Here is a 26,144-nt window from a genome sequence, read left to right as displayed (position 1 = left end):
TGCCATGAAGCTCGCGTCCCTGAAGGCCGGCGGCCGTGACGGCACCCTCGTCGTCGTCACCCGCGACCTGACCCGCGCCGTGGCGGTGCCGGAGATCGCCGAGACCCTGCAATCCGCGCTCGACCGCTGGGAGGAGACCGAACCGGCGTTGCGCATCATCGCCGAGCGGCTGGAGGCCGGGCACGAGGAGGGCGCCGTGCCCTTCGACCCGGCGCGGTGCGCCGCCCCGCTGCCGCGCGCCTACCAGTGGTGCGACGGCTCGGCCTACGTGAACCACGTGGAGCTGGTGCGCAAGGCGCGCGGCGCCGAGATGCCGCCGAGCTTCTGGACCGACCCGCTGATGTACCAGGGCGGTTCGGACCGGTTCATCGGCCCGTGCGACCCCATCGAGGCGATCTCCGAAGAGCACGGCATCGACCTGGAGGCGGAGATCGCCGTTGTTACCGACGACGTGCCGATGGCGGTGACGACGGCGGACGCCGGGCGGCACGTCAAGCTGCTGATGCTGGTGAACGACGTGTCCCTGCGCGGCCTGATCCCGGCGGAGCTGGCGAAGGGCTTCGGCTTCTTCCAGTCGAAGCCGGCCAGCAGCTTCTCCCCCGTCGCGGTCACGCCGGACGAGCTGGGCGACGCGTGGCGGGACCACAAGGTGCACCTGCCCCTGCGGTCCTGGATCAACGGCAGGGACTTTGGCCGGCCGGAGGCGGGGGTGGACATGACCTTCGACTTCGCCCGCCTGATCGCCCACGCCGCGGCGACGCGGCACCTTGGGGCGGGGACGGTGGTGGGGTCGGGCACCGTGTCCAACAAGCTGGACGGCGGGCCGGGCAAGCCCATCGACCAGGGCGGCGTCGGCTACTCCTGCCTCGCCGAGGTGCGGACGGTGGAGACGATCCTGAACGGCAAGCCGGCGACGCCGTTCCTGCGGTTCGGGGATCGCGTGCGCATCGAGATGACGGACGCGCAGGGGCGCAGCGTCTTCGGGGCGATCGACCAGACGGTGGTGAAGTACGAGCGGCGGTGACGCCCCCAATCCTCCCCCGCCCAGCGGGGGAGGTCGGGAGGGGGTAAAACGATAACGGGAGGAACCGAGAATCCATGGCCACAGCCTTCGCATCCCAGGCCGACCTGGACGAGAAGACGGAGACCTTCGCCGAGTTGGCGGACGGCGTGTACTGCCTGACCGCGGAGGGCGATCCGAACTCCGGCGTCATCGTCGGCGACGACGGCGTGATGGTGATCGACGCCCGCGCCACGCCGGTGATGGCCGAGGACCTGATGCGCCACATCCGCACGGTCACCGACAAGCCGGTCCGGCACGTCATGCTGACCCACTACCACGCCGTCCGTGTGCTCGGCGCCTCGGGCTACCGTGCGGACAACGTGATCGCGTCCGACGAGACCCTCGCGCTGATCCAGGAGCGCGGCGCCCAGGACATGGCGTCTGAGATCCAGCGCTTCCCGCGCCTGTTCAAGGCCGTGGACACCATCCCCGGCCTGACCTGGCCGACCATCGTCTTCCACGACCGCATGGTGATGTGGATGGGCAAGCGCGAGGTGCACGTCATCCACGCCGGCCGCGGCCACACCAAGGGCGATACCGTGGTCTGGCTGCCCAAGGAGAAGGTGCTGTTCTCCGGCGATCTCGTGGAATACGGCGCCACCCCCTACTGCGGCGACGCCTACTTCACCGACTGGCCGGGCACGCTGGACCGTCTCGTCACCTTCGGCGCGGAGAAGATGGTGCCCGGCCGCGGCGAGGCGCTGACCAGCCCGAAGCAGGTGCAGGACGGGCTGGCGCAGACCCGCTGCTTCCTGACCGACCTGACGGCGGTGGTGAGGGAAGGCGTCGCGGCCGGCCACTCCCTGAAGCAGGTCTACGGGACGGCCCTGGAGCGGCTGGAACCGACATACGGCCACTGGGTGATCTTCCAGCACTGCATGCCGTTCAACGTCACCCGCTGCTTCGACGAGATGAGCGGCGTGACCGACCCGCGCATCTGGACCGCGGAGCGCGACATCCAGATGTGGAAGGACCTCAATGGCTGACGCGGTTGGGGATCATTGGTGGCATGAGGCGCAATGCCGCACGGAGAAACGCACGGGATGCGCGTATACGCTGCGCCCGTGGTCGACAGGAGGAGAGCCCGCGTGGACCGGATCGAACAGCGCGCGCTGAACATGCCGCGCATGATGCGTCGCCTCGGCGTCGACAGCGAGGCGGCCTATGGCTGCGGCCTGGGCCTGATGATCGCCCGGGCGGCGCGGCGGTGCAGCCAGTGCCGCACCGTCGAGACCTGCACCGCGTGGCTGGGCGTCCCGGCCGCCGACACCGCGCACCGCGACTTCTGCCCGAACGCCGAGCTGTTCGAGCGGCTGGCTGGATAGCCTCAGCCGACCTCGCGCTTCAAGGCGTCGCGCGCGTCGTTGGACAGTACCGGCAGGCCGTTGCGGGCCTCCAGCACGTACACGTCGGACGTGTTGAGCGTCTTCAGCGCGAAGCCCGTCACCTTCGGCGGCGTGCCGTCGAAGATCCCCGGCTTGGTGTCGTACACCGGTGCGAAGGTGCAGCCCGCCAGCATGGCCCGCAGCATCAGCCCCTCGTCCGAGCCGCCGCCGGCCGCGACGCCGCCCGGCGTGCCGAAAACCAGCCGCTCGGCCTCGTCGTCGCTGAGCAGGCCGCGCTCGTTCAGCACATCCACCATGGCGGTGGAGACCACCACCGGCGTCGCCTTGCCCTTCCAGTAGAAGCGCCCGTCGTCCCAGCCCACGTCCAGCGAGCGGAAGATGACGTGCGGCTCCCGGCCGCCGATGGTGCCGGCGACGACGTAGTTCAGGCGGACCAGCCCGTTCCAGGCGTCCGCCGGTGCCAGGATGCACGAGACCGCGTTGCGCGTGATGCGCAGGTAGGTGTCGTTGACGCCCGAAGGCTCGAATTCGAACAGCATGTCGGTCAGCCTCCGCCGCACTCGAAAGGACCCGTTCGCAAGACTCAGGTGGCGCGGGAATCCCGCCCAGCAACGTCTTCATGCGGGTGAACCACTTTTGATGATGGTCGGCCGGATAAGCCTCGCCGGATTGCCGAACATGGGACATATAAACAGCAGCGAAGCGCAGAAGGCCCACATGACCGAGCAGGAAAGCGATAGCCGGAGCGGCGGACCCGACCTGCGCCACCCCTGGCGCTGGGCGTACCTCGGCGTCGGCTACGCGGCGCTGGGGCTGGCGGCGGCCGGCGTGGTGCTGCCGCTGCTGCCGACCACGCCGTTCCTGCTGGTCGCCGCCTGGGCCTTCGCCAAGGGCAGCCCGCGGCTGGAGGCATGGCTGTACCGCCACCCGCGCTTCGGCCCGTTCCTGACCGACTGGCGCGACCGCGGCGCCATCCCCCGCCGCGCCAAGGCGGCGGCGGTCGCCGGCATGGCCGGCAGCTGGGGCATCGTGGCCTACGGGGCGGAGCGGCCGACGGTGCCGGTGATCGCTGGCGTGGTCATGGCGGCGGTCGCGGTCTATGTCGTCACCCGGCCGACCCCCGAAAGAACCTCCGCAGAGTAGGGTCTTTCCTGGAACGATTCTTGCGCGCGGCACCATGACGCAGCGTGGCACGCTTTGGTCACGCCCGCTATGTACGCTACCGTGCTGTGGTTCGGTGGGGCGCCCGCCGGACGGCCGGGGCAAGATCAGCACAATAACGGGAGAGACCCCGGTCTCGGGCGCCCAACCCCCATCGGACACCATGGGGAGGAAACGCCATGACGCAAGGCGAGCACGCGGCCACGCTGGCCGAGCTGCTGGACGATCCCATCATCGACATCCTTCTGCACGGCGACGGGCTGAGCCGCGACGAACTCGCCTCGATCATCGAGGACGCGCGCCACAAGCTGCACCATGACCCCGGCGCGCCGGAGGGGTGATCGCGCGCTGATTGACAGGGAGGGTCGGGCTTCGGCACAACGGGCGCCCCACGCCCGGCCGGAGAGTGCCATGCCGACGCCCGAGACCGCCCCCGTCACCCCTCTGTTCGACGCCCCGACCATCGCCCGCCGCATCGACGAAATGGCCGGGGAGATCGCCGCCGCCATGCCCGGCGACGTGACGGTGATGGTGCTGCTGAAGGGCAGCTTCGTCTTCGCCGCCGACCTCGTGCGGGCGCTGGGCCGCGCCGGCATGACGCCGCAGGTGGACTTCCTGCGCCTCGCCAGCTACGGCGCGAGCAAGGAAAGCTCGGGCATCGTGCGCATCATCGGCGATGTGCCGGAAGGGCTGGCCGGGCGCCGCATCCTGCTGGTGGACGACATCGCGGACTCCGGCCGCTCGCTGAACGCCGCCGTGCGCCTGATGGAGGAGGCCGGCGCCGCCGAGGTGCGCATCTGCGCGCTGCTCGACAAGCCGAGCCGGCGCGTGGTGCCGGTGCCGGTGGAGTTCATCGGCTTCTCGGTGGACGACCTGTTCGTCGTCGGCTACGGCATCGACTATGCCGAAGGGTATCGCTACCTCGACTTCGTGGGTGCGGTCGGATGACGCGGCGTGCCGCCGGGTCCTATGGACTTGGCGGCATGGACGAGGCTTCGGGCTTGAGTCATACTGACATCGTTCCGTCGTTGCGACGAAGCGAGGGCCGCCCGCCGGCACCCGATCACGACGAGCACCGGTGCCCGCGGCGTCATCCTCTTCCGTCCGACGAAGGGGTTGAGCAAGGAGACCGCATCATGCGTCTGCCGCTTCAGGTGAGTTTCCGCAACCTGCACCCGTCCGAATTCCTGGAGGCCAAGATCCGCGAGAAGGCCGCGAAGCTCGAGAAGGTCTTCGACGGCATCACCCGCTGCGACGTGGTGGTCGAACGGCCGCACCACGACCAGCGCAAGGGCTGGATGTACCATGTCCGCATCGAACTGACGGTGCCCGGCGGCCGCATCGCGGTCCGCGGCGACGACAGCCACGCCCATGCCGACCCGCGCGCCGCCATCCGCGACGCCTTCGACGCCGCCCAGCGGCAGCTCAGCGACTGGATCGCCCGCAAGCGCACCGTCGAGGTGCTGGAAGCCGCGGATTAGAAACCTGCAAGCCCTCCCCCTGCTCCGCAGGGGGAGGGACTGGGTTCCCCCACTTGACCACCGTCAACCCTGGCCGGCCCGACCTGTGACAGAATACGGACGTTCCGCCGTAATCCCGCCCAGAGGTCCCGACCGTTGCCCATAGCGGTGCTGCTTCCCATCGGCCTGGCCATCATCATGTTCACCGTCGGGCTCCGCCTGACCGTGGATGATTTCGCCCGTCTGGTCGAACAGCCGCGCGCCATGCTGGTCGGCCTCGGCAGCCAGTTGGTGCTGCTGCCGCTGCTGGCCCTGCTGATCCTGTCCGTGCACCCGCTGCGGCCGGAGTTCGCCGTCGGGCTGATGGTGCTGGCCGCCAGCCCCGGCGGCATCACCTCGAACCTGCTGACGCTGCTGGCCGGCGGCGACGTGGCGCTGGCGGTGTCGATCACCGCGGTGACAAACACCGTGTCCATCCTTACCCTGCCGCTGGTCACCGGCGCCGCGACGGCGCTGTTCCTCGGCACGCAGAGCGCGGTGTCGATCCCAGTGCTGCCGACGATCGGCGGCGTCCTGCTGACCACCGCGCTGCCGCTGGCCGCCGCCATGCTGCTGCGCCGCGTCCGGCCCGATGCCGCCGACCGGCTGGACGGCGCGCTGCGGCGCGTCGCCGTGGCGATCTTCGCCGCCATCGTGCTCGGCGCGTTCTGGAGCCAGGCGCCGCAGATGGTCGCGCACGGCGCCGAGGTCGGCCCGGCGGTGCTGGCGCTGAACGCCGGCAGCATGGCGCTGGCCTTCCTGTGGGCGCGGCTGATGCGCCTGGACGACCGCCGCGCGACCGCCATCGTGCTGGAGTGCGGCTTGCAGAACGCCGCGATGGCGATCACGGTGTGCGCCGTGTTGCTGGGCAATCCGGCGATGGTCGTGCCGGCCATCCTGTACGCCCTGGTCATGAACGTCACCGCGGTGGGCGTCGTGCTCGCCCGCCGCCGCCTGAGGGACCCCGTATGCGTGCCTTCCTCGCCCTGATCGTGCTGCTGGCCGGCCTGTCGCCGGCCTTTGCCCAGGCACAGACAAGCGACGTCAGCCCGCGCTTCGCGCTGACCGACCACACCGGCCGCGCGGTGACGCAGGCCGACTTCGCCGGCCGCTTCCTGCTGCTGACCTTCGGCTATACCGCCTGCCCGGACGTCTGCCCGACCGGCCTGCAGACCATGGCGGCGACGCTGGACGCGCTGGGGCCGGAGGCCGGCAAGGTGCGGGCGGCCTTCATCACCGTCGATCCGCAGCGCGACACGCCGGCGCAGCTCTCCGGCTACGTGGCGCTGTTCCACAAGGACCTGATCGGCCTGACCGGCGACGAGCCGGCCATCGCCGACGTCGCGAAGCAGATGCGCGTGAAGTACGCCAAGGTCGTCGTCCGTCCCGAGGACCCCGACGCCTACGCCATGGACCACACCGCATCCTTCTTCCTGATCGGGCCGGACGGACGACTGCTCGACCGCCTGCCGCACCGCCTGCCGCCGGAGAAGCTGGCGGAGAAGATCGTCCAGCGCATCCGGGGCGGCGCATGACCCACGACCTGTCCACCAGCTTCGGCTATCGGGCCGTCTCGTCGGACGAGCGGCGCGCCCGCGTGCGCCGCGTGTTCACCGCCGTGGCGCCGCGCTACGACCTGATGAACGACCTGATGAGCCTGGGCATCCACCGCCTGTGGAAGCGCAGCTTCGCCCGCATGGCGGCCCCGCGGGCGGGGCAGGTGATCGTCGATGTGGCCGGCGGCACCGGCGACGTCGCCCGCCTGCTGGCCGGGCCGGCGCGGCACGTGACGGTCTGCGACCCGAGCGTGCCGATGATGAGCGCCGGCCGCGCCCGCGGTTCCCAGGGCATCAAGTGGCTGGCCGGCGAGGCGGAGCACATCCCGCTGGCCGACGCTTCGGTGGACACGGTGACCATCGCCTTCGGCATCCGCAACGCCACCCACCTGGACCGCGCGCTGGCCGAGATGGCGCGCGTGCTGAAACCCGGCGGCCGGCTGCTGTGCCTGGAGTTCTCGCGCCCCGTGGCGCCGTTGCGGCCGTTCTACACGGCGTTCTCCTACGCGGTGATCCCGGCGCTGGGCGCCCTGGTGGCGCGCAACCCCGAGGCGTACGTGTACCTCGTGGAATCGATCCGCCGCTTCCCGGACCAGGAGACCTTCAAGGGGATGTTCGAGGCGGCCGGGCTGGCGGACGTGCGCTACCGGAACCTGAGCTTCGGCATCGCGTGCGTGCACGAGGGCGTGAAGCCGGGGTGAGAGGTGCGGGCGCCGGGCCCCCTCCCAGCCCTCCCACCGCGCGGGGGGGAGCCACCCCCATTCCCCTCGACGTGAGAAGGGTGGCGGCAAGTGTTTCGGCTACCCGCCCCCCTTCTGGAACGCGCGGTCGAAGCGCCGCACGAACGCCTGCGCGTCCTCGTCCGTCCCGCCGTGGAAGCGCAGCGTCACCCGCATCACCGGAATCGTGAACAGCCCCAGCCGCCGCGGCGGCTGCGGGTCCAGGGCGATCTCCACGGCGCCGCCGACCCGGAACACCCCGTCCCCCTCGCGCACCGGCGCCTCCCCCGCCGCTCCCGGCAGCAGGCGCAGGAACTCCGCGCGGGTCAGCGCCATCTCCTTGACGACCGGCGCGCTCATCCCCCGGCGACGGGCGGCCACATGGCGAGCGCGTCGCCGGGCTTGAGCCGGTGCCGGTCCAGCTGGCTCGGCACCACGTAGACGCCGTTGACCAGCACCAGATGGCACTTCTCGCGCGGCAGGTTCAGCCGCTCGATGATCGTCGCGGGGGTGGCGTCGTCGTCCACGTCCAGCTCGGCGGCGTTGTGCCTTGCCCCGGCGGGCAGGTGGCCGGCGAGCGTGGCGAACAGCTTGACCGTGATCTGCATCTACCTAACCTGGGAATGCGCCACGTACGCTTCCATGATCCGGTGCGGGTCCTTCTTCAGCCGCTCCTTCCAGGGGCCGAGCCGGGTCTCCGCCTGGATCAGGCCGCGCAGCACGCCGACGTGCTGGGTCAGCCCGATGGCGGTGCCGCCGACCAGCACGTCGTCCTGGAACTGCAGGCTGAGGTACTTGTAGTTGGCGTGGTCCACCACCTCGACGCTGTCGCCGCCGTCCACGCCGGCCCACAGACCGAAGGAGCTGGAGATCAGCCCGACCGTGTCCAGCACGTTCATCTGCAGGCTGCCGTTGTACTGCACGTTGCGCCCGGCCATGTTCATGGCGGCGATGCGGCCGTGCTCCGACGCGGTCGGCTGGATGGCGTGCACGTCGTGCGCGCGGGTCGAGAAGTCGTAGCCCTGCGCCACGTCGCCCGCCGCGTACACGTCGTTGACGCTGCTGCGCATGTAGCGGTCCACCAGGATGCCGCGCTCCACCTTGACGCCGCTGTCCTTCAGGAAATCGACGTTCGGCGTCACGCCCGCCGAGACCACCACGAGGTGCGCGCCGATGCGCTCGCCGTTGTCCAGTTCGACGTCGATGGTGTCGGACTCGGTGGTCGCCTCGCGGCGCTTGAGGAAGCCGAAGATGCCGCGGCTCTTCTCCGCCGCCACCGATTGCAGGCTCTTGATCCTGGTCGAGGTGAGGACGCGGATGCCCTTCCTCTCGCACCAGGTGCGGATCATGGTGCCGGCGGTCGGGTTCATCATGCGCGGCACCATGCGGTCGCCCATCTCGACCACGGTGAGATGCACGCCGCGCGCCGCCAGCGCCTCCAGCACGATGCAGCCGATGAAGCCGGCGCCCATCAGCACCACGTGCGCGCCCGGCTCGGCGAGGCGGACGATGTTGCGGGCGTCCTCCAGCGTCCAGCAGTGGTGGACGCTCCTGAGTTCCAGGCCCGGGATCGGCGGGCGCACCGGCCGCGCGCCGGTGGCGATCAGCAGGCGGTCGTAGCCGAGATGGCTGCCGTCCCGGAAGTCGATGCGCTTGTGGTCGGGGTCGAGCCGGGAGGCCAGACCGTGCCGCACCTCGATGCCGAGGGCCGCGTAGTGGCCGGGCGTCTTGCGCAGGTAGGTGCCGGCCTCGCCGACCTTGCCGGTCAGCACGTAGGGGATGGCCATGCGCGAGTAGGGCGGCTCGGGCTCGCCGGAGACCAGGGTGATCTGGCCGGCGGGGTCGGTCTTGCGCAGGGTCTCGGCGGCGACCACGCCCGACGGGCCGGCGCCTAGGACGACGTAGTGCATGGGGCACCTGTGATGTGGGGGACGTGGTCGCGTCGGGCCCCCACCCAACCCTCCCCCACTTCGCGGGGGAGGGCCTTGTTCCTCCCCCCGTCGAAGATGGGGGGAGGTTAGGAGGGGGGACCGATGCCGGCGCTTTACAGCGCCAGCCGCGCCAGCGTCTCGTTGGTCGGCACGCCGTCCGGCGTCCAGCCGCGGAGCTCGTAGTACTCCGGCAGCATCTTCGCCAGGCCGTTGGTCAGCCCCTTGGCCGGGCCGGTCTTCGCCGGTTCGGTCAGCAGGCGCTTGGGCAGCGTGTCGTCCTTCGCCGTGAAGCCGGCCGCCAGGTTGAACTGGCGCTCCAGGTTCCAGATGCGCTCGCCGGTCTCGACCATGCGCTCGACCGACCAGCCGCCCTCGATGGCCGCGTCCACCTGCGGCGCCACGTCCTGCAAGGTCCACGCGAAGGACGTGAAGATGCAGATGCCGGCCGCGTCGAAGGCTGCGGTGGCGTCCTGGAAGGCCTTGACCAGGCCGGCCTTGCCGTCGGTGGCCAGTGGGTCGGTCTTCTCCGGGATTCCGAGGATCTCCGAAGCCACGGTGTAGCTGCGCAGGTGGCAGGCACCGCGGTTGGAGGTGGCGTAGGTCAGGCCCATGCCCTGGATGCCGCGCGAGTCGTAGGCCGGGAACTCCTGGCCCTTGACGCCCATGTGGAACTCCGGATGGCCGTACTTCTCGCACAGCCGCTTGGAGCCGAGGCCGAGATCGACGCCGAAGCCCTCGGCCTTCCCGGTCAACTCCGCCGCCTTGACCAGCGCTTCCGCCGAGCCGAAGCGGAACTCGATGCCGCCGGTCTCCCTGGTGGTGATGGCGCCGGTCTCGAACAGCTCCATCGCCGCCGACACCGTGGCGCCGAACGAGATCGGGTCCATGCCCTGCTCGTTGCAGATGAAGTTGGCGTAGGTCAGCGCCTCCAGGTCATCGACCCCGGTGTTGGAGCCGAGCGCCCACGCCGCCTCGTACTCCAGGCCGCCCGACGCGCCCCAGTACTCCGGCTTGTTGGCGACCGAGAAGTGCGTCTTGTCCATCTGCGAGATGCGGCCGCAGGCGATGGTGCAGCCGAAGCAGGCGGCGTTCTTCACCAGGTTCGGCTTGCCGTCGCTCGGGCGCTTCTCGGCCATCGCCTCGGCCGAGATGGCGCGGGCGCCCTCGAACTGCACGTCGCGGTGGTTGCGCGTCGGCATGGCGCCGGTCTCGTTGATGACGTTCATCAGCACCTGGGTGCCGTAGGTCGGCAGGCCCTGGCCGGTCACCGCGTTGCCGGACAGCACCGCCTTGCCCGCCTCCGCCGCCTTCAGGAAGGCCGGGAAGTCGCGCACCTTGACGCCCAGCGTGCCGCGCAGCGCCACCGCCTTGAGGTTCTTCGAGCCCATCACGGTGCCGACGCCGGAACGCCCGGCGGCGCGGTGCAGGTCGTTGACGATGCAGGCGTACTTGACGCCCTTCTCACCGGCGACGCCGATCGAGGACACGCGAATCTGCGGGTCCTGGTGCCTGGCCTTGATCGCCTCCTCGGTGTGCCACACCGTGGTGCCCCACAGGTCGTCGGCGGGCAGCAGCTTCGCCTCGCCGTTCTCGACGTAGAGATAGACCGGGGTCGGGGACTTGCCCTCGACGATGATCATGTCCCAGCCTGCGTTCTTCAGCTCGTTGCCGAAGAAGCCGCCGGAGTTCGAGCAGGCGATGGCGTTGGTCAGCGCCCCCTTGGTGATGACGGTGTAGCGCCCGCCGGTGGACGCCATGGTGCCGGTCAGCGGCCCGGTGGCGTAGATGATCTTGTTGTCCGGGGACAGCGGATCGACCTTGGGGTCGATCTCCTCCACCAGGTACTTGGTGCCGAGGCCGCGGGAGCCCAGGTACTTCTGGGCCCAGTCCATGTTCAGCGGTTCGCTCTTGATCGTGCCGGCGGTCAGGTTGACGCGCAGGATCTTACCAGCCCATCCCATCGTCGTGCCCCCCTCAGTTCGCCGCGGCCGACGCGGTCCTGGACGCCCAGGCGCGCATCTTGTCTAGGCCCGTCCACTCCGCGTCCACATAGGTGATCGCCTGCGTCGGGCAGGCCGAGGCGCAGGCGGGCGAGCCCTGGCACAGGTCGCACTTCATGACCTTGCCGGAGGAGGCGTTGTAGTTGATGGTGCCGAACGGGCAGGCGATGGTGCAGACCTTGCAGCCGACGCACAGCTCGTTGAGGACTTCCTTGGCGCCGGTCAGCGCGTTGACCTTGATGGCGTCCACCGGGCAGGCCTGCATGCACCACGCCTCGGCGCATTGCGTGCAGGTGTAGGGCACGAACCGTGCCTCGGCGTCGAAGGTGAAGACTCGGATCCGCGACTTGGAAGGATTGAAGACGCCCTCGTTCTCATACGAACAGGCCATCTCGCATTGCCGACACCCGGTGCATTTGCCGGGGTCGATGTTCAGCGAACGCTGCATCGGCGCACTCCTCGGACGGTGTGACCAGTACCCAGTGGGCGACCGATTTTTTTTCCGGCGGGTCTTCGCGAAGACGTCGACGGACGGGTCGCCCTTATCAGTTGTTTGTAATGCGAAGCGTATACTCTCACTCCCAACCCGGCAAGACCGCGACCGGCGCGGACGGATCATACTATCGGCCAATGGACGAGGGCCGTTTGCCGGGCGGGCGGGCGCGTCCCAGATCAAGGCCATGGCACAGCCGACAGCATCCCAGGGAGAGAGACGCATGAGCACGCGACGGATGGCGGAGATGATCTCCGACATCAACCCGATGGGCACCGACGGGTTCGAGTTCATCGAGTACACCGCCCCCGATCCCACCCAGCTCGCCGCCCTGTTCGAGAAGATGGGCTTCCGCCCGGTGGCGCGGCACCGCTCCAAGGCCGTCACGCTGTGGCGGCAGGGCGGCATCAACTTCATCGTCAACGCCGAGCCGGACAGCTACGCCCAGGCCTTCGCCAAGGTGCACGGCCCCAGCGTCTGCGCCATCGCCTTCCGCGTCGCCGACGCCGCGCACGCGCACAAGCGCGCGCTGTCGCTCGGCGCCAGGCCGGGGCCGAGCACCGCCGGGCCGATGGAGCTGAACATCCCCTCCATCCAGGGCATCGGCGGCAGCCTGATCTATCTGGTCGACCGCTACGGCGACCGCAGCATCTACGACGTGGACTTCGAGTTCGACGGGAACGAGCCGGCGGAGCCCGCGGGCGTCGGCCTCCAGTGCATCGACCACCTGACGCACAACGTGCACAAGGGCCGCATGGACGAGTGGGCGGACTTCTACACCAAGCTCTTCAACTTCCGCGAGATCCGCTACTTCGACATCGAGGGCAAGCTGACCGGCATCAAGTCGAAGGCGATGACCAGCCCGTGCGGCAAGATCCGCATCCCGATCAACGAGTCCGCCGGCACCGGCGGCAAGGACCAGATCGAGGAGTACCTGGAGGCCTACCACGGCGAGGGCATTCAGCACGTGGCGCTCAGCACCGACGACGCCTACGCCACCGTCGAGGCGATGCGCGGGCGCGCCAACGAGTTCATGCCGCCGCCGCCCGACACCTATTACGAGATGCTGGCCGAACGCCTGCCGAACCACGGCGAGGACATCGCCCGCCTGAAGAAGGACAGCCTGCTGATCGACGGCTCGCCGGGCGGCGGGTTGCTGCTGCAGATCTTCACCAAGACGGTGATCGGACCGATCTTCTTCGAGGTCATCCAGCGCAAGGGTGACGAAGGCTTCGGCGAGGGCAACTTCCGCGCGCTGTTCGAGAGCATCGAGCGCGACCAGATCAAGCGCGGCGTGCTGAAGGAAGCGTGAGCGCCCGATCCTCTCCCAGCCCCCGTAACGGCAGACCCCCAAGCACTTCACCGGGGTAAAAAGCCCCTCTCCCCTCGCGGGAGAGGGGTTGGGGAGAGGGGGCGGAAGGCCGAAAATGAACCCTTTCCCGCCTGTCGGCGGCAATCCCCCTCTCCCCCAACCCCTCTCCCGCAAGGGGAGAGGGGTGTCTTTCCACACTCCAATATCCTTGCATGTCAGGGAGCCCCGCCGACGGCGGGGGAGGGAACATTATCCCCTCGCATATTCATCCGAGTCGCATCGCAACCAATACGCGTCGGCGGGCTCCTGTCCGTTATCGCGCCGCGGAATCGCTGGCGGTTGGCCCGTCCGGTCCCCATATGGCACCCACCGACCGCCTTCCGGCGCAGAACGCTGGTTATGCGGCTTTCCCGCACGCTATAGTCGGACAGTGGGAAATCCTCCGTCACAAAGGTCCAGTGGAGCGTTCCGGTGAGCAGAACGGTAATAATAGTTGACGACAGCAAACTGTCCCGAATGCATCTGCGCGGCGTTGTTCTGCGCCATCGTCCGGACTGGATCGTGAAGGAGGCGGGAAGCGGCGACGAACTCTTCTCTGCCCTGGCTGAAGGTCCTATCCATATTGCTATAATCGACTACAACATGCCGGGCATGAACGGGCTGGAGGTTGCGGCCGAGCTGAAGCGCCGGCAGGACGACGTGCACATCGCCATGGTCACCGCCAACGCCCAGGATTCCGTGGTCGCCGGCATCCGCGAACTGCACGCCGCCTTCCTGCCGAAGCCGGTGGACGAGGAGCAGGTGGCGCGCTTCCTGGCCTCCACGCTGCTGCCGCGCCGCCCCGGCGCCTCCGCCTGACCCCCGCCCCGGACCCGGCATGGCCATCCTGAACGAGACCGAACGCGACGCGCTGACCGAGCTGGGCAACATCGGCGTCGCCAAGGCGTCGGTGGCGCTGGCCAAGCTGGTGGGCGGCGAGGTGGGGATGTCCGTGCCGGACGTCCGCGTCATTCCGCGCGCCGCCGCGGCACGCGGGCTGGAGGAGGCGTTCTCCGCCGAGCTCGTCGCGGTGTCCGAGTGCTTCGACGGCGCGCTCGCCGGGGCGGCGCTGCTGGTCTTCCCGGAACGGCACTGCCACGAGCTGGTGCGCGCCGTGCTGCCGCCCGAGGTCGAGGCCGCCGACATTCCCGAGCTGGAGGGCGAGGCGCTGACCGAGGTCGGCAACATCGTGCTGAACAACTGGCTGGCGGTGGTCGCCAACATGCTGGACGCCAAGCTGAGCACCGCGCTGCCGACGGTGCTGCGCGGCGACGGCGCGGCGATCCTGGCCGGCTGTGGCGCGTCCGCCGGGGACTATGCCGCGGATGAGGCGCCGACCATCGTCTTCTCCATCCGCTTCCACGTGCACGGCACCAACATCGCCGGGCAGATCCTGATCGCCATGGACGCCTCCGCCGAGGCGGCGCTGCGCGATCGGATCGCCCACACCATAAAGAAGATCACCGGCTGAAGCCGGGCAGAGAGGATCGACCTTCCATGGCCCTCGTGAAGAAGACGCAGATCGCCAAGTCCGGCGCCGCCAAGGCGCCGCCGGTCATCGAGGACGTGGCCGGCGCGCCGGACGCGACGAACGCCGAGGCGCAGAAGCGCCGCGTGCGCGCCACCACCCGCCGCCGCAAGGCGGCCGAGGGCATCGCCGCGGCCTCCGCCCAGCTGGCCGGCGGCGTCGCCCAGGCCGCCGCCGCGGCCGAGGAGCTGCGTAAGGCGATGGAGCAGGTGGCGGCGAGCGCGGACGAAGCCGCCGCCGCCACCCAGCAGTCGCAGCGCGCCATCGACCGCTCGGCCGAGCATGTCGGGCGGGCCCGCGCCAGCGCCGAGGCGTCCATCGCGCGGGTCGAGGCGCTGGAGGCGCTGATCGGCGGCATCGCCGTCCGCATCCTCGGCTCGGTGGATGCCATCGTCCGCGCCGCCGAGCGGCAAGAGGGCGCGGTGGCGCTGGTCGAGCGGCTGGAGCGGCAGGCCGGCGAGATCGGCGAGATCGTCCAGGGCGTCGCCGCCATCGCCGACCAGACCAACCTGCTGGCCCTCAACGCCGCCATCGAGGCGGCCCGCGCCGGCGAGGCCGGCAAGGGCTTCGCCGTCGTCGCCGACGAGGTGCAGGCGCTGGCCGAGCGGTCGGAGCGCTGCACCCGCGACATCCAGGACCTCGTGGCGCAGATCCAGGCGGCGGTCGGCGCCATCGCCCAGGGCATCGTCGGCACCGCCGCCTCCGCCAAGGCCGAGGTCGAGCGCGGCCGGCAGGTCGCCGGGCAGCTGGAGCGGGTGCGCGGCGACATGGCCGCCGTCGCCCGCGGCAGCCAGGAGACGGTGAAGGCCGCCATCGAGGCCGAGCAGGCGGTGCGCGAGGCGCAGCGCGGCGCCGAGAACATCGCCGCTGCGGCCGAGGAGCAGTCGGCCGCCGCCGAGGAGGCGCTGAAGACCGTCGGCCAGCAGGCCGAGGCGCTGGGCCAGAGCGAGGCCGCCGCCTCCCAGCTGTCGGAGATCGCCGACGAGCTGACCGCCAGCACCGACGTGCGCCGCAGCGCCGAGGAGGTGGGGTCGGCCGCCGAGGAGCTGTCCGCCGCCATCGAGGAGATCAACCGCGCCGCCGCGCAGATCACCATCGCCATCACCCAGATCGCCCGCGCCGCGGAATCGCAGTCGGCGGCGACGCAGCAGTCGTCCTCCGCCATCGCCGAGATCGAGGCGAGCGCCAAGCTGAGCGTCGGCCGCGCCACCGACGCGCTGGAGCGCAGCCGCACCATGGCCGCGCAGCTCGACGGGATGCGGGAGTCGATCACCCAGCTGGCGGCCGGCGTGTCGCAGTCGGTCGAGGCCGGGCGAAAGAGCGCCGAGCAGATCGGCGGGCTGGAGCTGGTCGCGCGGCGCATCGACAAGATCGTCGACGCCATCACCGTCATCGGCATCCAGACCAGCATGCTGGCGGTCACCGGCTCGGTCGAGGCGGCGCGCGCCGGGGAGTTCGGGCGCGGCTTCAACGTCGTCGCCTCCGACATCCGCGCCCTGGCGCAGGACGCCTCGGACAACGCCGACCGCGTGAAGGATCTGGTCAAGGGCATCCAGGACCAGGTGACCCGCGTGCGCCGCGACATCGAGGAGATCGCCGCGTCCTCGCTGGCCGAGGCCGCCCGGCACCAGGAGTTCGCCGCCAGCCTCGCCGCCGCGGCCGGCGAGCTGGGCAGCGTGGTGACCGGCAACCAGGACATCCTGGCCAGCGCCGATGAGATGATGAGCGCCGTGCGGGAGACGCAGGCGGGCGTCGAGCAGATCGCCGCCGGCGCGGCCGAGGCCAACATGGCCGCCGGCGAAGCCGCCAAGGCGGCGCGCGAGCAGGCCAAGGGGTCGGAGGAGCTGGCCGCGGCCATCGAGGAGATCGCCATCATGGCCGACGAGTTGCAGGGCGCCGCGTGATGGCGACCCGCGCTCCGCGCAAGAAGGCTGCCCGCGCGGCCCCCGACCCGCAGGGCGCCGCCGCGTCGGCGGCGGGCGCCGCCCGCTTCGTCACGCTGCGCGTCGGCAACAGCGTGCTGGCGGTGCCGCTGGCCGATGTGCGGGAGATCGTCCGGCGGCCGGAGATCGTCCGCATCCCCCTGAGCCCGCCCAGCCTGGAAGGGCTGGCGCGGCGGCACGGCGTGGTGCTGCCGGTGATCGGGCTGCGCAGCGTGCTCGGCCTGCCCGGCGCGGCTGTCGACAAGGACGCGCGCGTCGTGGTGGTCGGCCACCGGGGGCAGCCGGTCGGGCTGGCGGTCGACCGCGTCGAGGGCATCGTCTCCGTCGCCGGCGCGCGCATCGACCGCGACGCCGGGGACGCGGGCGTCGATGCCGCGCTGCTGGCCGGCGTGATCCGCGACCCCAAGGGCGGGGCCGTCGCCGCCATCCTCGACGCCGGGCCGCTGGTCGAGCGGCAGTTCGCCGATCTGGTCCGCCCCGCCGCCGAGCGCGCCGCGGCGCACGACGGCGTCGCCGCCGTCGCGGCCCAGGCCAAGGCGGCGGCGACGGTCGGGCTGGTCACCTTCGCCGTCGCCGGGCAGGAGTTCGCGCTGCCGATCTCCGACGTCGAGCGCATCGTGCCGCATCCCGCCGAGGTGACGCGCATGCCGAAGGCGCGCGCCCATCTGCTGGGCGTCATGGCGCTGGGCGACGGGCTGCTGCCGCTGGTCGGGCTGCGCGAGCTGTTCGGCCTTGGCGGCTCCACGGCCGAACAGGGGCGGGTCGTGGTGGCGCGGCTGGGCGACGGGGCGCAGGTCGGGCTGGCGGTGGACGGCGTGCGCGAGATCCTGCGCGTCGATCCGGCTCTGGTCGCCCCGGTCCCGGCCATCCTCGCCCGCGAGGCCGAGTTCGAGGACATCCAGTCCATCGTCCGCCTGCAGGGCGGCAAGCGTCTGGTGTCGGTGCTGTCGGCGGAGCGCATGCTGGCGCACGCGGCCGATGTGGCGGCGGCGCTGGAGGAGCACAGCGGAGGGGAGGCAACCATGGCCGAGCGCGGCGCCGGCGGGTCCGACGAGCCGTTCGTCGTCTTCCGCCTGGGCGAGGCGGAGTACGGGCTGCCGGTCTCCGCCGTGCAGGAGATCCAGCGCCGGCCGAAGACGCTGTCGCCGCTGCCCAAGGCGCCGGAGTTCGTCGCCGGTCTGGTCAACCTGCGCGGGGCGGCGCTGCCGGTGGTGGACCTGCGCCGCATCCTGCGCCTGGGCGAGGCGGTGCGGGACGAGCGCCAGCGCGTCGTCGTCCTGGCGGTGCGCGAATTCCGCGCCGGGCTGATCGTCGATTCCACCAGCGGCGTGCTGCGCATTCCCGCGGACTCCATCGAGCCGGCGCCCACGGTGACCGAGGCGCAGCGCCAGCTGATCGGCCGCGTCGCCACCCTCGACGGCCAGAAGCGCATGGTGCTGCTGCTGGAGGTCGAGGCCCTGTTCGACATGGAGCATCTGGCCGCCCTCCTCGAAACCGCCTGAGGAGTCCGGCATGAAGGTGCTCGTGGTGGACGATTCGGCGCTGATGCGCCGCCAGCTCACCGACATTCTCGCCACCGCCGGCATGCGGGTGGAGACCGCCCGCAACGGCGCCGAGGCGCTGGCGCTGGTGGCGAGCTTCCAGCCGGACGTGGTGACGCTCGACGTCGCCATGCCGGAGATGGACGGCCTGTCCTGCCTGAAGCGCATCATGGCCGAGAGCCCGCGCCCGGTGGTGATGATCTCCGCCCTCACCGAGGCCGGCGCCGAGACCAGCATGGAGGCGCTGCGCCTGGGCGCGGTGGAGGTGGTGCACAAGCAGGGCGTGGCCGGCGTCGGCCTGCGCCGCATGGCGGACGAGCTGGTGCGCATCGTCCAGGGCGCGGCCGGTGCCAAGCTGCGCCGCGCACACGGCCTGCGCGAGCGCCTGCAGCGCGCCCGTGCCAGCATCGTCGGCGACCGCGAACTGCCGGCGCCGGCCGTACCCCAGCCCGGCGAGCCGCCCGAGGTGCCGCCGCCCGACTCCGCCGGACCGGGCGTGGTTCTGATCGGCGTGTCCACCGGCGGCCCCAGCACGCTGGAGGAGATCATCCCGCACCTGCCGGCGGACTTTCCCTGGCCGCTGGTGGTGGCGCAGCACATGCCGCCGACCTTCACCGCCACGCTGGCGCGCCGGCTGAACGACATCTGCGCGCTGACCGTGGTCGAGGCGGCGCAGCCGACGGTCCTGGAGCCCGGCATGGTCTGCATCGCCCGTGGCGGCGCCGACGTCGTGCTGACTCGCCGCGCCGGCCGGCTGGTGGTGCAGCCGGTGCCGGCCGACCCGGCATGGCCCTGGCACCCCAGCGTCGACCGCCTGGTGCAGAGCGCCGTGCAGCACGTCGAGGCGTCCCGGCTGGTCGGCGTCCTGCTGACCGGCATGGGGGTGGACGGCGGCGCCGCGATGGCCGAGATGCACGCCCGCGGCGGCCGGACCATCGCGGAATCGGAGGCGAGCGCCGTGGTCTTCGGCATGCCCGCCGACCTGATCCGCCGCGGCGCCGCCGATGTGGTGCTGCCGGCCGAGCAGGTGGCGGGGCAGCTCATCCGCTGGCTGCGGCCGGTGGCGCGGAGCTAGTTCGTTTTTTGGCCGTCATCCCCGCGTAGGCGGGGATCCATAAGTCCCGTGACGTGCAGCTTTGGACGTTATGGATCCCCGCTTTCGCGGGGATGACGGAAACAACAAAAGAAGGTGGAGAGCATGGGACTGATCAAGGCCAAGAAGGACTCCGCCGCCGCCGCGCCGCCGCCCTCCGGCGATCCGCTGGAGCTGCTGGAGAGCCGCGACCCCGCCGACCGCCGCCGCGCGGCGCACCAGCTCGCCTCCCGTCCGGGCGCCGCGGCGCCGCTGTGCGCCCGCCTCGCGCGCGAGGACGACCTGAGCGTGCGCGAGGCGATCCTCACCGCGCTGCTGCGCGGCCACCCGCCGGACGCCGTGCCCGGCCTGCTGCCGTTCCTGGAGAGCGAGGACGCCGGCCTGCGCAACGCCGCCATCGAGACCTTGCAGCAGATGCCGCCCGACCTCGTGCTGCCGCACGTCGGCGCCCTGCTGGCGCACGAGGATTCCGACGTGCGCATCTTCACCGTGCAGCTCGTCGCCAAGCTGCCGCACCCCGAGCGCCTGGAGCGCCTCACCGCCGTGCTGGACCACGAGCCGCACGTCAACGTCTGCCTCGCTGCCGTGGAAGGCGTGGTCGAGGTCGGGCGGCCGGAGGCGCTGCCGGCGCTCGACCGGCTGAAGGCGCGCTTCCCGGACGACCCGGTGGTCGCCTTCTCGGTGGACGCGGCGCACCGCCGCTTCGCGCAGGGCTGAGCCGATTGGCCCCGCGCGACGCCAAGGGAAACAAACCGTCCTCCGGCGCCACGCCGGAGGAGTACGAGACGCTGTGCGACTTCCTGCGCCAGCGGACCGGCCTGTCGTTCGGGGAGAACAAGCGCTACTACGTCGAGCGCCGCGTGGTCGACCGCATGGCCGCCGTGGGCGCCACGGACTTCCGCGACTACCTGAACCTGCTGCGTTTCCAGGCGTCGGGCGAGGAGCTGCAACTGCTCGTCAACCAGATGACGGTGAACGAGACGTACTTCTTCCGCGAGAAGTACCAGTTCGACTGCCTGGTGAACTCGGTGCTGGACGAGATCGTGCGCGACCGCAGGCCGGGCGACCGCATCCGCATCTGGTCGGCCGGCTGCTCGACCGGCGAGGAGCCGTACTCCATCGCCATCATGCTGCTGGAGTTCTGGAAGCGGGTGGACGAGTTCGAGATCGAGCTGCACGCCTCCGACATTGACAGCCGCGTGCTCGATGCCGCCCGCGCCGGCGTGTACGAGGAGCGCTCGCTGCAGTTCCTCCCGCCGCACCTCGTGTCGAAGTACTTCACGCTGGAGGCGCCGGGCCGCTGGCGGATCATGCAGGATCTGCGCGATTCCATCGACTTCTCGCACCTCAACCTGCGGGATCCGGATCAGGTGGGGCGCTTCCGCAATCTCGATGTCATCTTCTGCCGGAACATGCTGATATATTTCGACGATCTCGGGCGGCGCGAGGTCGCCGCCGGATTCTGGGACGCGCTGGCGCCGGGCGGCTTCGTCTTCCTCGGCCACTCGGAGAGCATGGCCCGCATGTCGTCGCTGTACGTGCCGCGCCGGTTCCCGGAGGCGATCGTCTACCAGAGGGGCCATGGGGAGGGCCAAAAGGCATGAGCGAGGCGACCCGCCGGGTCCTGGTGGTGGACGACGCCGTCACCGTGCGCGCCTACACGCGCCAGGTGCTGGAGGCCGACGGCTTCGTGGTGGAGGAGGCGGTCAACGGCATCGAGGGGCTGGAGCGGGCGCTGCTCAACCCGCCCGACCTGCTGCTGGTGGACGTCAACATGCCGAAGATGGACGGCTACACCATGCTGCGCGCCGTGCGCCGCGAGGAGAGCCTGCGCGCCATCCCCGCCCTGATGGTCAGCACCGAGGCGAAGGAGTCCGACCGCCGGAAGGCGCTGGCCTCCGGCGCCAACTGGTACCTCGTGAAGCCGGCGCGCCCCGACGCCCTGACCCTGGCGGCGCGCCTGCTGACCGGGCGCCCGGTGGCCGGGAGCGCGCCCATGGAGATCGGACGATGAGCGAGCTGTTCGACCAGTTCCTCATCGAATCGCGAGAGCTGCTGGACGCCATCGGCGCCGGCCTGCTGCGGCTGGAGCGCAGCCTGGAGGACAAGGCGACGGTCAACGAGCTGTTCCGCGCCTTCCACACGCTGAAGGGCGGCACCGCGCTGTTCGACTGGCCGGCGTTCACCCACCTCGTGCACGCGGCGGAGGACCTGCTGGCCTCCGTGCGCTCCGGCGACGTGGCGGCGACGGCGGACCTCATCGACCGGCTGTTCGCGGTGGCCGACCAGAGCGCGCGCTGGATCGACCACATCGCGGAGCACGGCGGCCTGCCCGCCGACGCCGGCGAACGGGCCCGCGTGCTGGAGGAACGCCTGCGCGCCGTGCCCGGCGAGGCGGCGCCGGACACCGCCCTGCCGGACGCGTTCGGCTGGTTGCGCGACCTGTCGCGCGAGGAGCGCGAGGCGCTGCGCGCCGCCGGGCCGGCGCTGACCGCCGTCGCCTACGATCCCGACCCCGAGTGCTTCTTCAACGGCGACGACCCGCTGGCGCTGTGCCGGCGCATCCCGCGCCTCGTGCTGCTGCGCGTCGAGGCGGCGGAGCCGCTGCCGGACCTCGCGGCGCTGGATCCCTACCGCTGCCTGCTGCGCTTCCGCGCGGTGAGCGCCGCGCCGGCCGGCGACGTGGCGGTGGTGTTCCGCACCGCGCCCGATCAGGTGCGCGTCGCCCCGGTGCCCGCCGACCTCGTCGGCCCGGCCCCTGCGCCGCCGCCCGCCGCCCCGGCTCCGGGCGCCGCGGCGATGGCCGAGGCGATCCTCGGCGAGCAGCGGCGCATCCTGGCGCTGGACCCCGCGCCGGGGGAGTTGGAGGGGCGGCTCGCCTCGGTGGAGCGGACGGCGGTCAACGTGCTGACGGCGCTGGGCCGCGCGGCCGAGGGGGCGGCGGTTCAGGCCGCCGCGGCGTCGGCGCGCGCGGTCGGGCGGCCGAGGCCGCTCGCCAACCACCTCGCCACGCTGCTCGCCGTTGTGGCCGCCGAGGCGACCGAGGCCAAGCTGAACGAACACGCCGAACCCCGCGCTGCCCGCCGCGCGCTGCGCGTCGAGCCGGAGCGGGTGGACCGCCTGCTGGCGCTGGTCGGCGAGCTGGCGGTGGCGAAGAACCGCCTGCCGCCGCTGGTTCGGCAGGCTGAGGGCGACCGAGCGCTGGCGCGCACCCTGCGCGAGGTGACCGACGCCATCGACGGCCTGTCCGACGAGTTGCAGAACGCCGTGCTGCGGCTGCGCATGCTGCCGCTGGCGACGGTGCTGCAGCCGCTGCCGCGCATGGTGCGCGACCTCGCCCAGCGGCTCGGCAAGCGGATCGACCTGCAGGTCAGCGGCGAGAGCACGGAGGCCGACAAGGACGTGCTGGACGTGCTGGGCGAGCCGCTGATCCACCTCGTCCGCAACGCGGTGGACCACGGCATCGAGGCGCCGGAGCGCCGCGCCGCCGCGGGCAAGCCGGAAGCGGGCACCATCCGCATCGGCGCCCACCAGGACAAGGACAGCGTCGTCATCGATATCGCTGACGACGGCGGCGGCATCGACGCCGCGGCGGTGCGGCGCAAGGCGGTGGAGAACGGCGTCATCGACGCCGAGCGGGCGTCCGCGCTGTCCGACGCCGAGGCGTTGCCGTTGATCCTGCTGCCCGGGGTCAGCACCGCCAAGGCGGTGACCGACGTTTCCGGCCGCGGCGTCGGCATGGACGCGGTGCGCAGCGCGGTGGAGCTGGCCGGCGGGCGGGTGGAGATCGCCTCGGAGCTGGGGCAGGGCACGCGGGTGCGGCTGGTCCTGCCGCTGACCATGGTCATCACCCCGCTGATGGTGGTGGAGGCGGCGGACGGCCTGTTCGGCGTCCCGACCTCCGCGGTGACGGAGGTGGCGAAGGTGCCCGCCGCGGAGATCCAGCGGGTCAAGCACGCGGAGAGCGTGGTGCTGCGCGGCCAGCTGATCCCGGTGTTCCGCCTGCGCCGGCTGCTGGCGCTGCCGGACGGCGAGGGCGGGGGCGGGACCGCCACCGTGCTGGTTCTGCGCCTCGACCGCGAGCCGGTCGGGCTGCTGGTGGACGGCATCCGCGACCGGCTCGACGCGGTGCTGAAGCCGCTGTCGGGCGTGCTCGCCACGCTGCGCGGCTACAGCGGCACGGCCGAGCTGTCCGACGGCCGGCTGCTGCCGGTGATCAACCTGAGGGAGCTGCTGTGATGCCGATCCGCTACGACGGCGCCGTCGCCCGCTTCGAGGGGGCGTGCGGCGTGGAGGAGGCGCTGCCGCTCAGCGACTGGCTGCTGGCGACGCCGGACGCGCGTCTGGACCTGGGGGCGTGCACGGAACTGCACACAGCGTTGCTGCAGGTGCTGATGGCGGCCAAGCGGCCGGTGGCGGCGGCGCCGGAGGATGAGTTCCTGGGGCGGTGGGTCGGTCCCTCCCTCGCGTCCGGCGGGGAAGGCCTTTCCGCGATCACCCGATCCCCAGCCGCTCCTTCAGCGCCCCCAGGAAGCGCCGGCTGACCGGCACCGTGTGCCCGCCGGTGGTGAGGATCTCCGCCAGCCCGCCGTCCTGAAAGCGGATCTCGGTGATGCGCTCCGCGTTCACCAGGAACTGCCGGTGGCAGCGGAACAGCGGGCTCTTTCCCTGCAGCGTGTGCAGCGTCAGCTCGGTGAAGCGCTCCTGCCCGTCGGCGCCGACCACGTAGACGCCGGCGGCGCGGGAGACGACGTACTCCACCTCCTCCAGCTTCATCAGGGTGACGCGGTTGACGCCGCTGCACGGGATCTGGCGCAGCTCGGAGGCCCCCGCCAGCGCCCGCAGGTCCTGCGGCGCGTGCGCGCGGCGCAGGCGTTGCAGCGTCTTCTCCAGCCGCGCCGGGTCGGCGGGCTTCAGCAGGTAGTCGAAGGCGTGCTCCTCGAAGGCCTGCACGGCGTACTCGTCGTGCGCGGTGAGGAAGACGATGTGCGGCATGCGGTCGGGGTCGAGCATGCTCAGCATCTCCAGCCCGCTCACCCTGGGCATCTGGATGTCGAGGAACACCACGTCCGGCTTCTGCCGGTTGATGGCGCCGATGGCCTCGATGGCGTTGGCGCACTCGCCCATGATGCGGACGTCGGGGGCGCTCTCCAGCAGGCGGCGCAGCTCCTCGCGCGCCAGCGGTTCGTCATCGACGATGAGGATGTCCATCATGCGGGGACCGTCTCCAGCGGCAGGCGCAGCGTGACGCGCGTCGACACGTCCGGCTCGCAGGCGACGGTCACGCCGTAGCCGTCGCCGTGGCGGTTGCGGATCCGGCGGTCGACGATGGCCATGCCCAGGCCGTCGCCACCCGGCTTTTCCTCGTAGAGCCCGGCGTTGTCCTCCACGGTCAGCAGCAGGTCGCCGCCGTCCCGCCGCGCCGCGATGCGGACGTGGCCCTCGCCGAGGAGCTGCGAGGTGCCGTGCTTGATGGCGTTCTCCACCACCGGCTGCAGCGAGAAGGCCGGCAGGCGCACACCGCGCAACTCGGCCGGCACGTCGATGTCGACGCCGAGCCGGCCGGTGAAGCGCGCCAGCTCGATCTGCAGGTAGGCGTTCACGTGCTCGATCTCGTCGCCCAGGCAGGCGTCCTCGCTGGGGCGCTTCAGGTTCTTGCGGAAGAAGGTGGAGAGGTTCTGCACCAGCTCGCGCGCCTTCTCCGGGTCCTTGCGGATGACGGCGGAGATGGTGTTCAGCGCGTTGAACAGGAAGTGCGGGTTGACCTGCGCGTGCAGCAGCTTGATCTCCGACTGCGCCAGCAGCGCCCTCTGCTGCTCGTACCGCCCGGCGAGGATCTGGCCGGACAGCAGCCGGGCGATGCCTTCGCCCAGCGTGCGGTTGATGGTGGAGAAGATCTTGGTCTTCGGCTCGTACAGCTTGATGGCGCCGATGACGCGGTCGTCCTCGCCGACCAGCGGGATGACCAGCGAGGCGCCGAGGCGGCAGCGCGGGTCGATGGAGCACTGGTAGGCCACCTCGTTGCCGTCGGCGTACAGCACCTGGTTGTTGGCGATCGCCTGCTTCGTCTGCGCCGAGGTGATGGGCGTGCCCGGCAGATGGTGGTCGTCGCCGATGCCGATGAAGGCCATCAGCTTCTCGCGGTCGGTGATCGCCACGGCGCCGACGCCGGTCTCCTCGTAGAGGATGCGGGCGACGCGCTGGCTGTTCTCCTCGTTGAAGCCGCTGCGCAGCACGCCGTCGGCCCGCGCGGCGATCTTCAGCGCCTTGGCGGAGAAGGCGCTGGACTGCTTCTCGATCAGCGCCCGGCGGTCGAGCAGGATGCGCATGAACAGGCCCGCGCCCAGCGTGTTGGCGATGATCATCGGCGCCGCCACCACCTGCACCAGGTGCAGCGCCGCCGGGAAGGGGCGGGCCACCGCCAGGATGATCAGCATCTGCGTGATCTCGGCGACGAAGGTCACCACCCCGACGCGCACCGGGTCGAACAGCGGCTCCAGCTTGCCGCGCTTGACCATATGCCGGTGCACCAGCCCGCCGATCAGCCCCTCGACCACGGTGGAGATGGCGCAGGCGGTCGCCGACATGCCGCCCAGCGAGTAGCGGTGCAGCCCGCCGGTCAGCCCCACCGACACGCCCACCGACGGCCCGCCGAGGATGCCGCCGAGCACCGCGCCGATGGCGCGGGTGTTGGCGATGGAATCGTCGATCTGCAGGCCGAAGTACGTCCCCATCACGCAGAACACCGAGAAGATCACGTAGCAGGCCAGCTTGTGCGGCCAGCGCACGGTGACGTGGGTCAGCGGGATGAACAGCGGCGTCCGGCTCAGCAGGTAGGCGACCACCAGGTAGACGCACATCTGCTGCAGCAGGGAGACGATGAGGGCGAACGGCTCGACGGTCATGGCGGTGTCCCGGAG

At 71.2% G+C, this 26,144-nt stretch carries 29 protein-coding genes; 21 read left to right on the top strand and 8 right to left on the bottom strand.

What is annotated here, in order from left to right; translation table 11 throughout:
- Nucleotides 1–4: 4 nt before the first annotated feature.
- From ACRWK7_RS34290 to ACRWK7_RS34280, 3 genes are all read left to right on the top strand, one after another.
- Nucleotides 5–1,024: a fumarylacetoacetate hydrolase family protein gene (locus ACRWK7_RS34290; protein WP_431862199.1), complete on the top strand. Its 1,020-nt coding sequence runs from the start codon at nt 5–7 to the stop codon at nt 1,022–1,024.
- 74 nt (nt 1,025–1,098) lie between these two features.
- Entirely contained in the window at nt 1,099–2,049 is a 951-nt protein-coding gene (locus ACRWK7_RS34285; RefSeq protein WP_431862197.1) for an MBL fold metallo-hydrolase, read from the top strand.
- Nucleotides 2,050–2,151: 102 nt separating this feature from the next.
- The gene (locus ACRWK7_RS34280; RefSeq protein WP_431862195.1) at nt 2,152–2,388 is read left to right on the top strand and encodes a DUF6455 family protein; all 237 of its coding nucleotides are present in this window, start codon (nt 2,152–2,154) and stop codon (nt 2,386–2,388) included.
- Nucleotides 2,389–2,390: 2 nt separating this feature from the next.
- Here the strand turns inward: ACRWK7_RS34280 and ACRWK7_RS34275 are convergent, their stop codons facing one another.
- Nucleotides 2,391–2,948: a hypothetical protein gene (locus tag ACRWK7_RS34275; RefSeq protein WP_431862193.1), complete on the bottom strand. Its 558-nt coding sequence runs from the start codon at nt 2,946–2,948 to the stop codon at nt 2,391–2,393.
- Nucleotides 2,949–3,126: 178 nt separating this feature from the next.
- On the opposite strand from ACRWK7_RS34275, the gene ACRWK7_RS34270 reads away from it, so the two are divergent.
- The 7 genes from ACRWK7_RS34270 to ACRWK7_RS34240 all read left to right on the top strand — a co-directional run bounded on the left by ACRWK7_RS34270 (nt 3,127) and on the right by ACRWK7_RS34240 (nt 7,326).
- Entirely contained in the window at nt 3,127–3,552 is a 426-nt protein-coding gene (locus tag ACRWK7_RS34270) for a YbaN family protein (RefSeq protein ID WP_431862191.1), read from the top strand.
- 197 nt (nt 3,553–3,749) lie between these two features.
- On the top strand, nt 3,750–3,911 hold the full coding sequence (locus tag ACRWK7_RS34265) for a hypothetical protein (RefSeq protein WP_431862189.1): 162 nt from the start codon (nt 3,750–3,752) through the stop codon (nt 3,909–3,911).
- 70 nt (nt 3,912–3,981) lie between these two features.
- Nucleotides 3,982–4,518: a hypoxanthine phosphoribosyltransferase gene (hpt, locus tag ACRWK7_RS34260; RefSeq protein WP_431862187.1), complete on the top strand. Its 537-nt coding sequence runs from the start codon at nt 3,982–3,984 to the stop codon at nt 4,516–4,518.
- A gap of 188 nt (nt 4,519–4,706) precedes the next feature.
- The gene (locus ACRWK7_RS34255) at nt 4,707–5,051 is read left to right on the top strand and encodes an HPF/RaiA family ribosome-associated protein (RefSeq protein WP_431862186.1); all 345 of its coding nucleotides are present in this window, start codon (nt 4,707–4,709) and stop codon (nt 5,049–5,051) included.
- 69 nt (nt 5,052–5,120) lie between these two features.
- Nucleotides 5,121–6,059 (top strand): bile acid:sodium symporter family protein, encoded by a 939-nt coding sequence (locus tag ACRWK7_RS34250; RefSeq protein ID WP_431862221.1) that lies wholly within the window; start codon nt 5,121–5,123, stop codon nt 6,057–6,059.
- A complete protein-coding gene (locus tag ACRWK7_RS34245; protein ID WP_431862184.1) occupies nt 6,038–6,604 on the top strand; it encodes an SCO family protein in 567 nt (188 codons plus the stop codon). Before ACRWK7_RS34250 ends, ACRWK7_RS34245 begins: the two co-directional genes overlap by 22 nt.
- Nucleotides 6,601–7,326: a class I SAM-dependent methyltransferase gene (locus ACRWK7_RS34240; protein ID WP_431862183.1), complete on the top strand. Its 726-nt coding sequence runs from the start codon at nt 6,601–6,603 to the stop codon at nt 7,324–7,326. The genes ACRWK7_RS34245 and ACRWK7_RS34240 overlap by 4 nt, the downstream gene beginning before the upstream one ends.
- A gap of 99 nt (nt 7,327–7,425) precedes the next feature.
- On the opposite strand, the gene ACRWK7_RS34235 is transcribed toward ACRWK7_RS34240, so the two are convergent.
- The 5 genes from ACRWK7_RS34235 to ACRWK7_RS34215 all read right to left on the bottom strand — a co-directional run bounded on the left by ACRWK7_RS34235 (nt 7,426) and on the right by ACRWK7_RS34215 (nt 11,723).
- The gene (locus tag ACRWK7_RS34235; RefSeq protein WP_431862181.1) at nt 7,426–7,704 is read right to left on the bottom strand and encodes a hypothetical protein; all 279 of its coding nucleotides are present in this window, start codon (nt 7,702–7,704) and stop codon (nt 7,426–7,428) included.
- A complete protein-coding gene (locus ACRWK7_RS34230; RefSeq protein WP_431862179.1) occupies nt 7,701–7,952 on the bottom strand; it encodes a MoaD/ThiS family protein in 252 nt (83 codons plus the stop codon). Before ACRWK7_RS34230 ends, ACRWK7_RS34235 begins: the two co-directional genes overlap by 4 nt.
- Nucleotides 7,953–9,254 carry an NAD(P)/FAD-dependent oxidoreductase gene (locus tag ACRWK7_RS34225; RefSeq protein ID WP_431862178.1) on the bottom strand — a complete coding sequence of 434 codons (1,302 nt, stop codon included), beginning with the start codon at nt 9,252–9,254 and terminating at the stop codon, nt 7,953–7,955. It lies immediately after the preceding gene.
- Between the two features lie 134 nt (nt 9,255–9,388).
- Nucleotides 9,389–11,236, bottom strand: a complete 1,848-nt coding sequence (locus ACRWK7_RS34220) for an aldehyde ferredoxin oxidoreductase family protein (protein ID WP_431862176.1) — start codon at nt 11,234–11,236, stop codon at nt 9,389–9,391.
- A 13-nt stretch (nt 11,237–11,249) separates the two neighbouring features.
- Nucleotides 11,250–11,723 (bottom strand): 4Fe-4S dicluster domain-containing protein, encoded by a 474-nt coding sequence (locus tag ACRWK7_RS34215; protein ID WP_109116680.1) that lies wholly within the window; start codon nt 11,721–11,723, stop codon nt 11,250–11,252.
- A 268-nt stretch (nt 11,724–11,991) separates the two neighbouring features.
- On the opposite strand from ACRWK7_RS34215, the gene hppD reads away from it, so the two are divergent.
- The 11 genes from hppD to ACRWK7_RS34160 all read left to right on the top strand — a co-directional run bounded on the left by hppD (nt 11,992) and on the right by ACRWK7_RS34160 (nt 23,768).
- The gene (gene hppD / locus ACRWK7_RS34210; RefSeq protein ID WP_431862174.1) at nt 11,992–13,080 is read left to right on the top strand and encodes a 4-hydroxyphenylpyruvate dioxygenase; all 1,089 of its coding nucleotides are present in this window, start codon (nt 11,992–11,994) and stop codon (nt 13,078–13,080) included.
- 471 nt (nt 13,081–13,551) lie between these two features.
- Complete coding sequence (locus ACRWK7_RS34205) at nt 13,552–13,938, top strand: response regulator transcription factor (protein ID WP_431862172.1); 387 nt, start codon at nt 13,552–13,554, stop codon at nt 13,936–13,938.
- 19 nt (nt 13,939–13,957) lie between these two features.
- Nucleotides 13,958–14,590: a chemotaxis protein CheC gene (locus ACRWK7_RS34200; RefSeq protein WP_431862171.1), complete on the top strand. Its 633-nt coding sequence runs from the start codon at nt 13,958–13,960 to the stop codon at nt 14,588–14,590.
- A gap of 26 nt (nt 14,591–14,616) precedes the next feature.
- Nucleotides 14,617–16,551 (top strand): methyl-accepting chemotaxis protein, encoded by a 1,935-nt coding sequence (locus tag ACRWK7_RS34195; RefSeq protein ID WP_431862169.1) that lies wholly within the window; start codon nt 14,617–14,619, stop codon nt 16,549–16,551.
- Nucleotides 16,551–18,092 carry a chemotaxis protein CheW gene (locus tag ACRWK7_RS34190; RefSeq protein ID WP_431862167.1) on the top strand — a complete coding sequence of 514 codons (1,542 nt, stop codon included), beginning with the start codon at nt 16,551–16,553 and terminating at the stop codon, nt 18,090–18,092. The genes ACRWK7_RS34195 and ACRWK7_RS34190 overlap by 1 nt, the downstream gene beginning before the upstream one ends.
- Before the next feature lie 10 nt (nt 18,093–18,102).
- Nucleotides 18,103–19,206, top strand: a complete 1,104-nt coding sequence (cheB, locus tag ACRWK7_RS34185; RefSeq protein ID WP_431862165.1) for a chemotaxis-specific protein-glutamate methyltransferase CheB — start codon at nt 18,103–18,105, stop codon at nt 19,204–19,206.
- Nucleotides 19,207–19,329: 123 nt separating this feature from the next.
- Nucleotides 19,330–19,941, top strand: a complete 612-nt coding sequence (locus ACRWK7_RS34180; RefSeq protein WP_431862163.1) for a HEAT repeat domain-containing protein — start codon at nt 19,330–19,332, stop codon at nt 19,939–19,941.
- Between the two features lie 5 nt (nt 19,942–19,946).
- Nucleotides 19,947–20,828 (top strand): CheR family methyltransferase, encoded by an 882-nt coding sequence (locus ACRWK7_RS34175; RefSeq protein ID WP_431862161.1) that lies wholly within the window; start codon nt 19,947–19,949, stop codon nt 20,826–20,828.
- A complete protein-coding gene (locus ACRWK7_RS34170) occupies nt 20,825–21,238 on the top strand; it encodes a response regulator (RefSeq protein WP_431862159.1) in 414 nt (137 codons plus the stop codon). The genes ACRWK7_RS34175 and ACRWK7_RS34170 overlap by 4 nt, the downstream gene beginning before the upstream one ends.
- A complete protein-coding gene (locus ACRWK7_RS34165; RefSeq protein WP_431862157.1) occupies nt 21,235–23,463 on the top strand; it encodes a chemotaxis protein CheA in 2,229 nt (742 codons plus the stop codon). Before ACRWK7_RS34170 ends, ACRWK7_RS34165 begins: the two co-directional genes overlap by 4 nt.
- Entirely contained in the window at nt 23,463–23,768 is a 306-nt protein-coding gene (locus tag ACRWK7_RS34160) for a hypothetical protein (RefSeq protein WP_431862156.1), read from the top strand. The genes ACRWK7_RS34165 and ACRWK7_RS34160 overlap by 1 nt, the downstream gene beginning before the upstream one ends.
- Here the strand turns inward: ACRWK7_RS34160 and btsR are convergent.
- On the bottom strand, nt 23,719–24,438 hold the full coding sequence (gene btsR / locus ACRWK7_RS34155; protein WP_431862154.1) for a two-component system response regulator BtsR: 720 nt from the start codon (nt 24,436–24,438) through the stop codon (nt 23,719–23,721). The genes ACRWK7_RS34160 and btsR overlap by 50 nt on opposite strands.
- A complete protein-coding gene (locus tag ACRWK7_RS34150) occupies nt 24,435–26,129 on the bottom strand; it encodes a LytS/YhcK type 5TM receptor domain-containing protein (protein WP_431862152.1) in 1,695 nt (564 codons plus the stop codon). The genes btsR and ACRWK7_RS34150 overlap by 4 nt, the downstream gene beginning before the upstream one ends.
- Nucleotides 26,130–26,144: the final 15 nt, after the last annotated feature.

The sequence above is a fragment of the Azospirillum sp. genome (genome assembly GCF_050789165.1).
This window is presented reverse-complemented; position numbering and strand designations above follow the sequence as displayed.

Excerpts from the sequence above, each read along its gene's own strand:
- ACRWK7_RS34190 (WP_431862167.1), top strand. The coding sequence starts at position 16,551 with ATGGCGACCCGCGCTCCGCGCAAGAAGGCTGCCCGCGCGGCCCCCGAC.
- ACRWK7_RS34200 (WP_431862171.1), top strand. The coding sequence starts at position 13,958 with ATGGCCATCCTGAACGAGACCGAACGCGACGCGCTGACCGAGCTGGGC.
- ACRWK7_RS34195 (WP_431862169.1), top strand. The coding sequence starts at position 14,617 with ATGGCCCTCGTGAAGAAGACGCAGATCGCCAAGTCCGGCGCCGCCAAG.
- hpt (WP_431862187.1), top strand. The coding sequence starts at position 3,982 with ATGCCGACGCCCGAGACCGCCCCCGTCACCCCTCTGTTCGACGCCCCG.
- ACRWK7_RS34265 (WP_431862189.1), top strand. The coding sequence starts at position 3,750 with ATGACGCAAGGCGAGCACGCGGCCACGCTGGCCGAGCTGCTGGACGAT.
- ACRWK7_RS34255 (WP_431862186.1), top strand. The coding sequence starts at position 4,707 with ATGCGTCTGCCGCTTCAGGTGAGTTTCCGCAACCTGCACCCGTCCGAA.
- ACRWK7_RS34270 (WP_431862191.1), top strand. The coding sequence starts at position 3,127 with ATGACCGAGCAGGAAAGCGATAGCCGGAGCGGCGGACCCGACCTGCGC.
- ACRWK7_RS34180 (WP_431862163.1), top strand. The coding sequence starts at position 19,330 with ATGGGACTGATCAAGGCCAAGAAGGACTCCGCCGCCGCCGCGCCGCCG.
- ACRWK7_RS34225 (WP_431862178.1), bottom strand. The coding sequence starts at position 9,254 with ATGCACTACGTCGTCCTAGGCGCCGGCCCGTCGGGCGTGGTCGCCGCC.
- ACRWK7_RS34160 (WP_431862156.1), top strand. The coding sequence starts at position 23,463 with ATGCCGATCCGCTACGACGGCGCCGTCGCCCGCTTCGAGGGGGCGTGC.
- ACRWK7_RS34275 (WP_431862193.1), bottom strand. The coding sequence starts at position 2,948 with ATGCTGTTCGAATTCGAGCCTTCGGGCGTCAACGACACCTACCTGCGC.
- ACRWK7_RS34235 (WP_431862181.1), bottom strand. The coding sequence starts at position 7,704 with ATGAGCGCGCCGGTCGTCAAGGAGATGGCGCTGACCCGCGCGGAGTTC.
- ACRWK7_RS34245 (WP_431862184.1), top strand. The coding sequence starts at position 6,038 with ATGCGTGCCTTCCTCGCCCTGATCGTGCTGCTGGCCGGCCTGTCGCCG.
- ACRWK7_RS34240 (WP_431862183.1), top strand. The coding sequence starts at position 6,601 with ATGACCCACGACCTGTCCACCAGCTTCGGCTATCGGGCCGTCTCGTCG.
- ACRWK7_RS34165 (WP_431862157.1), top strand. The coding sequence starts at position 21,235 with ATGAGCGAGCTGTTCGACCAGTTCCTCATCGAATCGCGAGAGCTGCTG.
- ACRWK7_RS34150 (WP_431862152.1), bottom strand. The coding sequence starts at position 26,129 with ATGACCGTCGAGCCGTTCGCCCTCATCGTCTCCCTGCTGCAGCAGATG.
- ACRWK7_RS34285 (WP_431862197.1), top strand. The coding sequence starts at position 1,099 with ATGGCCACAGCCTTCGCATCCCAGGCCGACCTGGACGAGAAGACGGAG.
- cheB (WP_431862165.1), top strand. The coding sequence starts at position 18,103 with ATGAAGGTGCTCGTGGTGGACGATTCGGCGCTGATGCGCCGCCAGCTC.
- ACRWK7_RS34170 (WP_431862159.1), top strand. The coding sequence starts at position 20,825 with ATGAGCGAGGCGACCCGCCGGGTCCTGGTGGTGGACGACGCCGTCACC.
- hppD (WP_431862174.1), top strand. The coding sequence starts at position 11,992 with ATGAGCACGCGACGGATGGCGGAGATGATCTCCGACATCAACCCGATG.
- ACRWK7_RS34215 (WP_109116680.1), bottom strand. The coding sequence starts at position 11,723 with ATGCAGCGTTCGCTGAACATCGACCCCGGCAAATGCACCGGGTGTCGG.
- ACRWK7_RS34290 (WP_431862199.1), top strand. The coding sequence starts at position 5 with ATGAAGCTCGCGTCCCTGAAGGCCGGCGGCCGTGACGGCACCCTCGTC.
- ACRWK7_RS34230 (WP_431862179.1), bottom strand. The coding sequence starts at position 7,952 with ATGCAGATCACGGTCAAGCTGTTCGCCACGCTCGCCGGCCACCTGCCC.
- ACRWK7_RS34220 (WP_431862176.1), bottom strand. The coding sequence starts at position 11,236 with ATGGGATGGGCTGGTAAGATCCTGCGCGTCAACCTGACCGCCGGCACG.
- btsR (WP_431862154.1), bottom strand. The coding sequence starts at position 24,438 with ATGATGGACATCCTCATCGTCGATGACGAACCGCTGGCGCGCGAGGAG.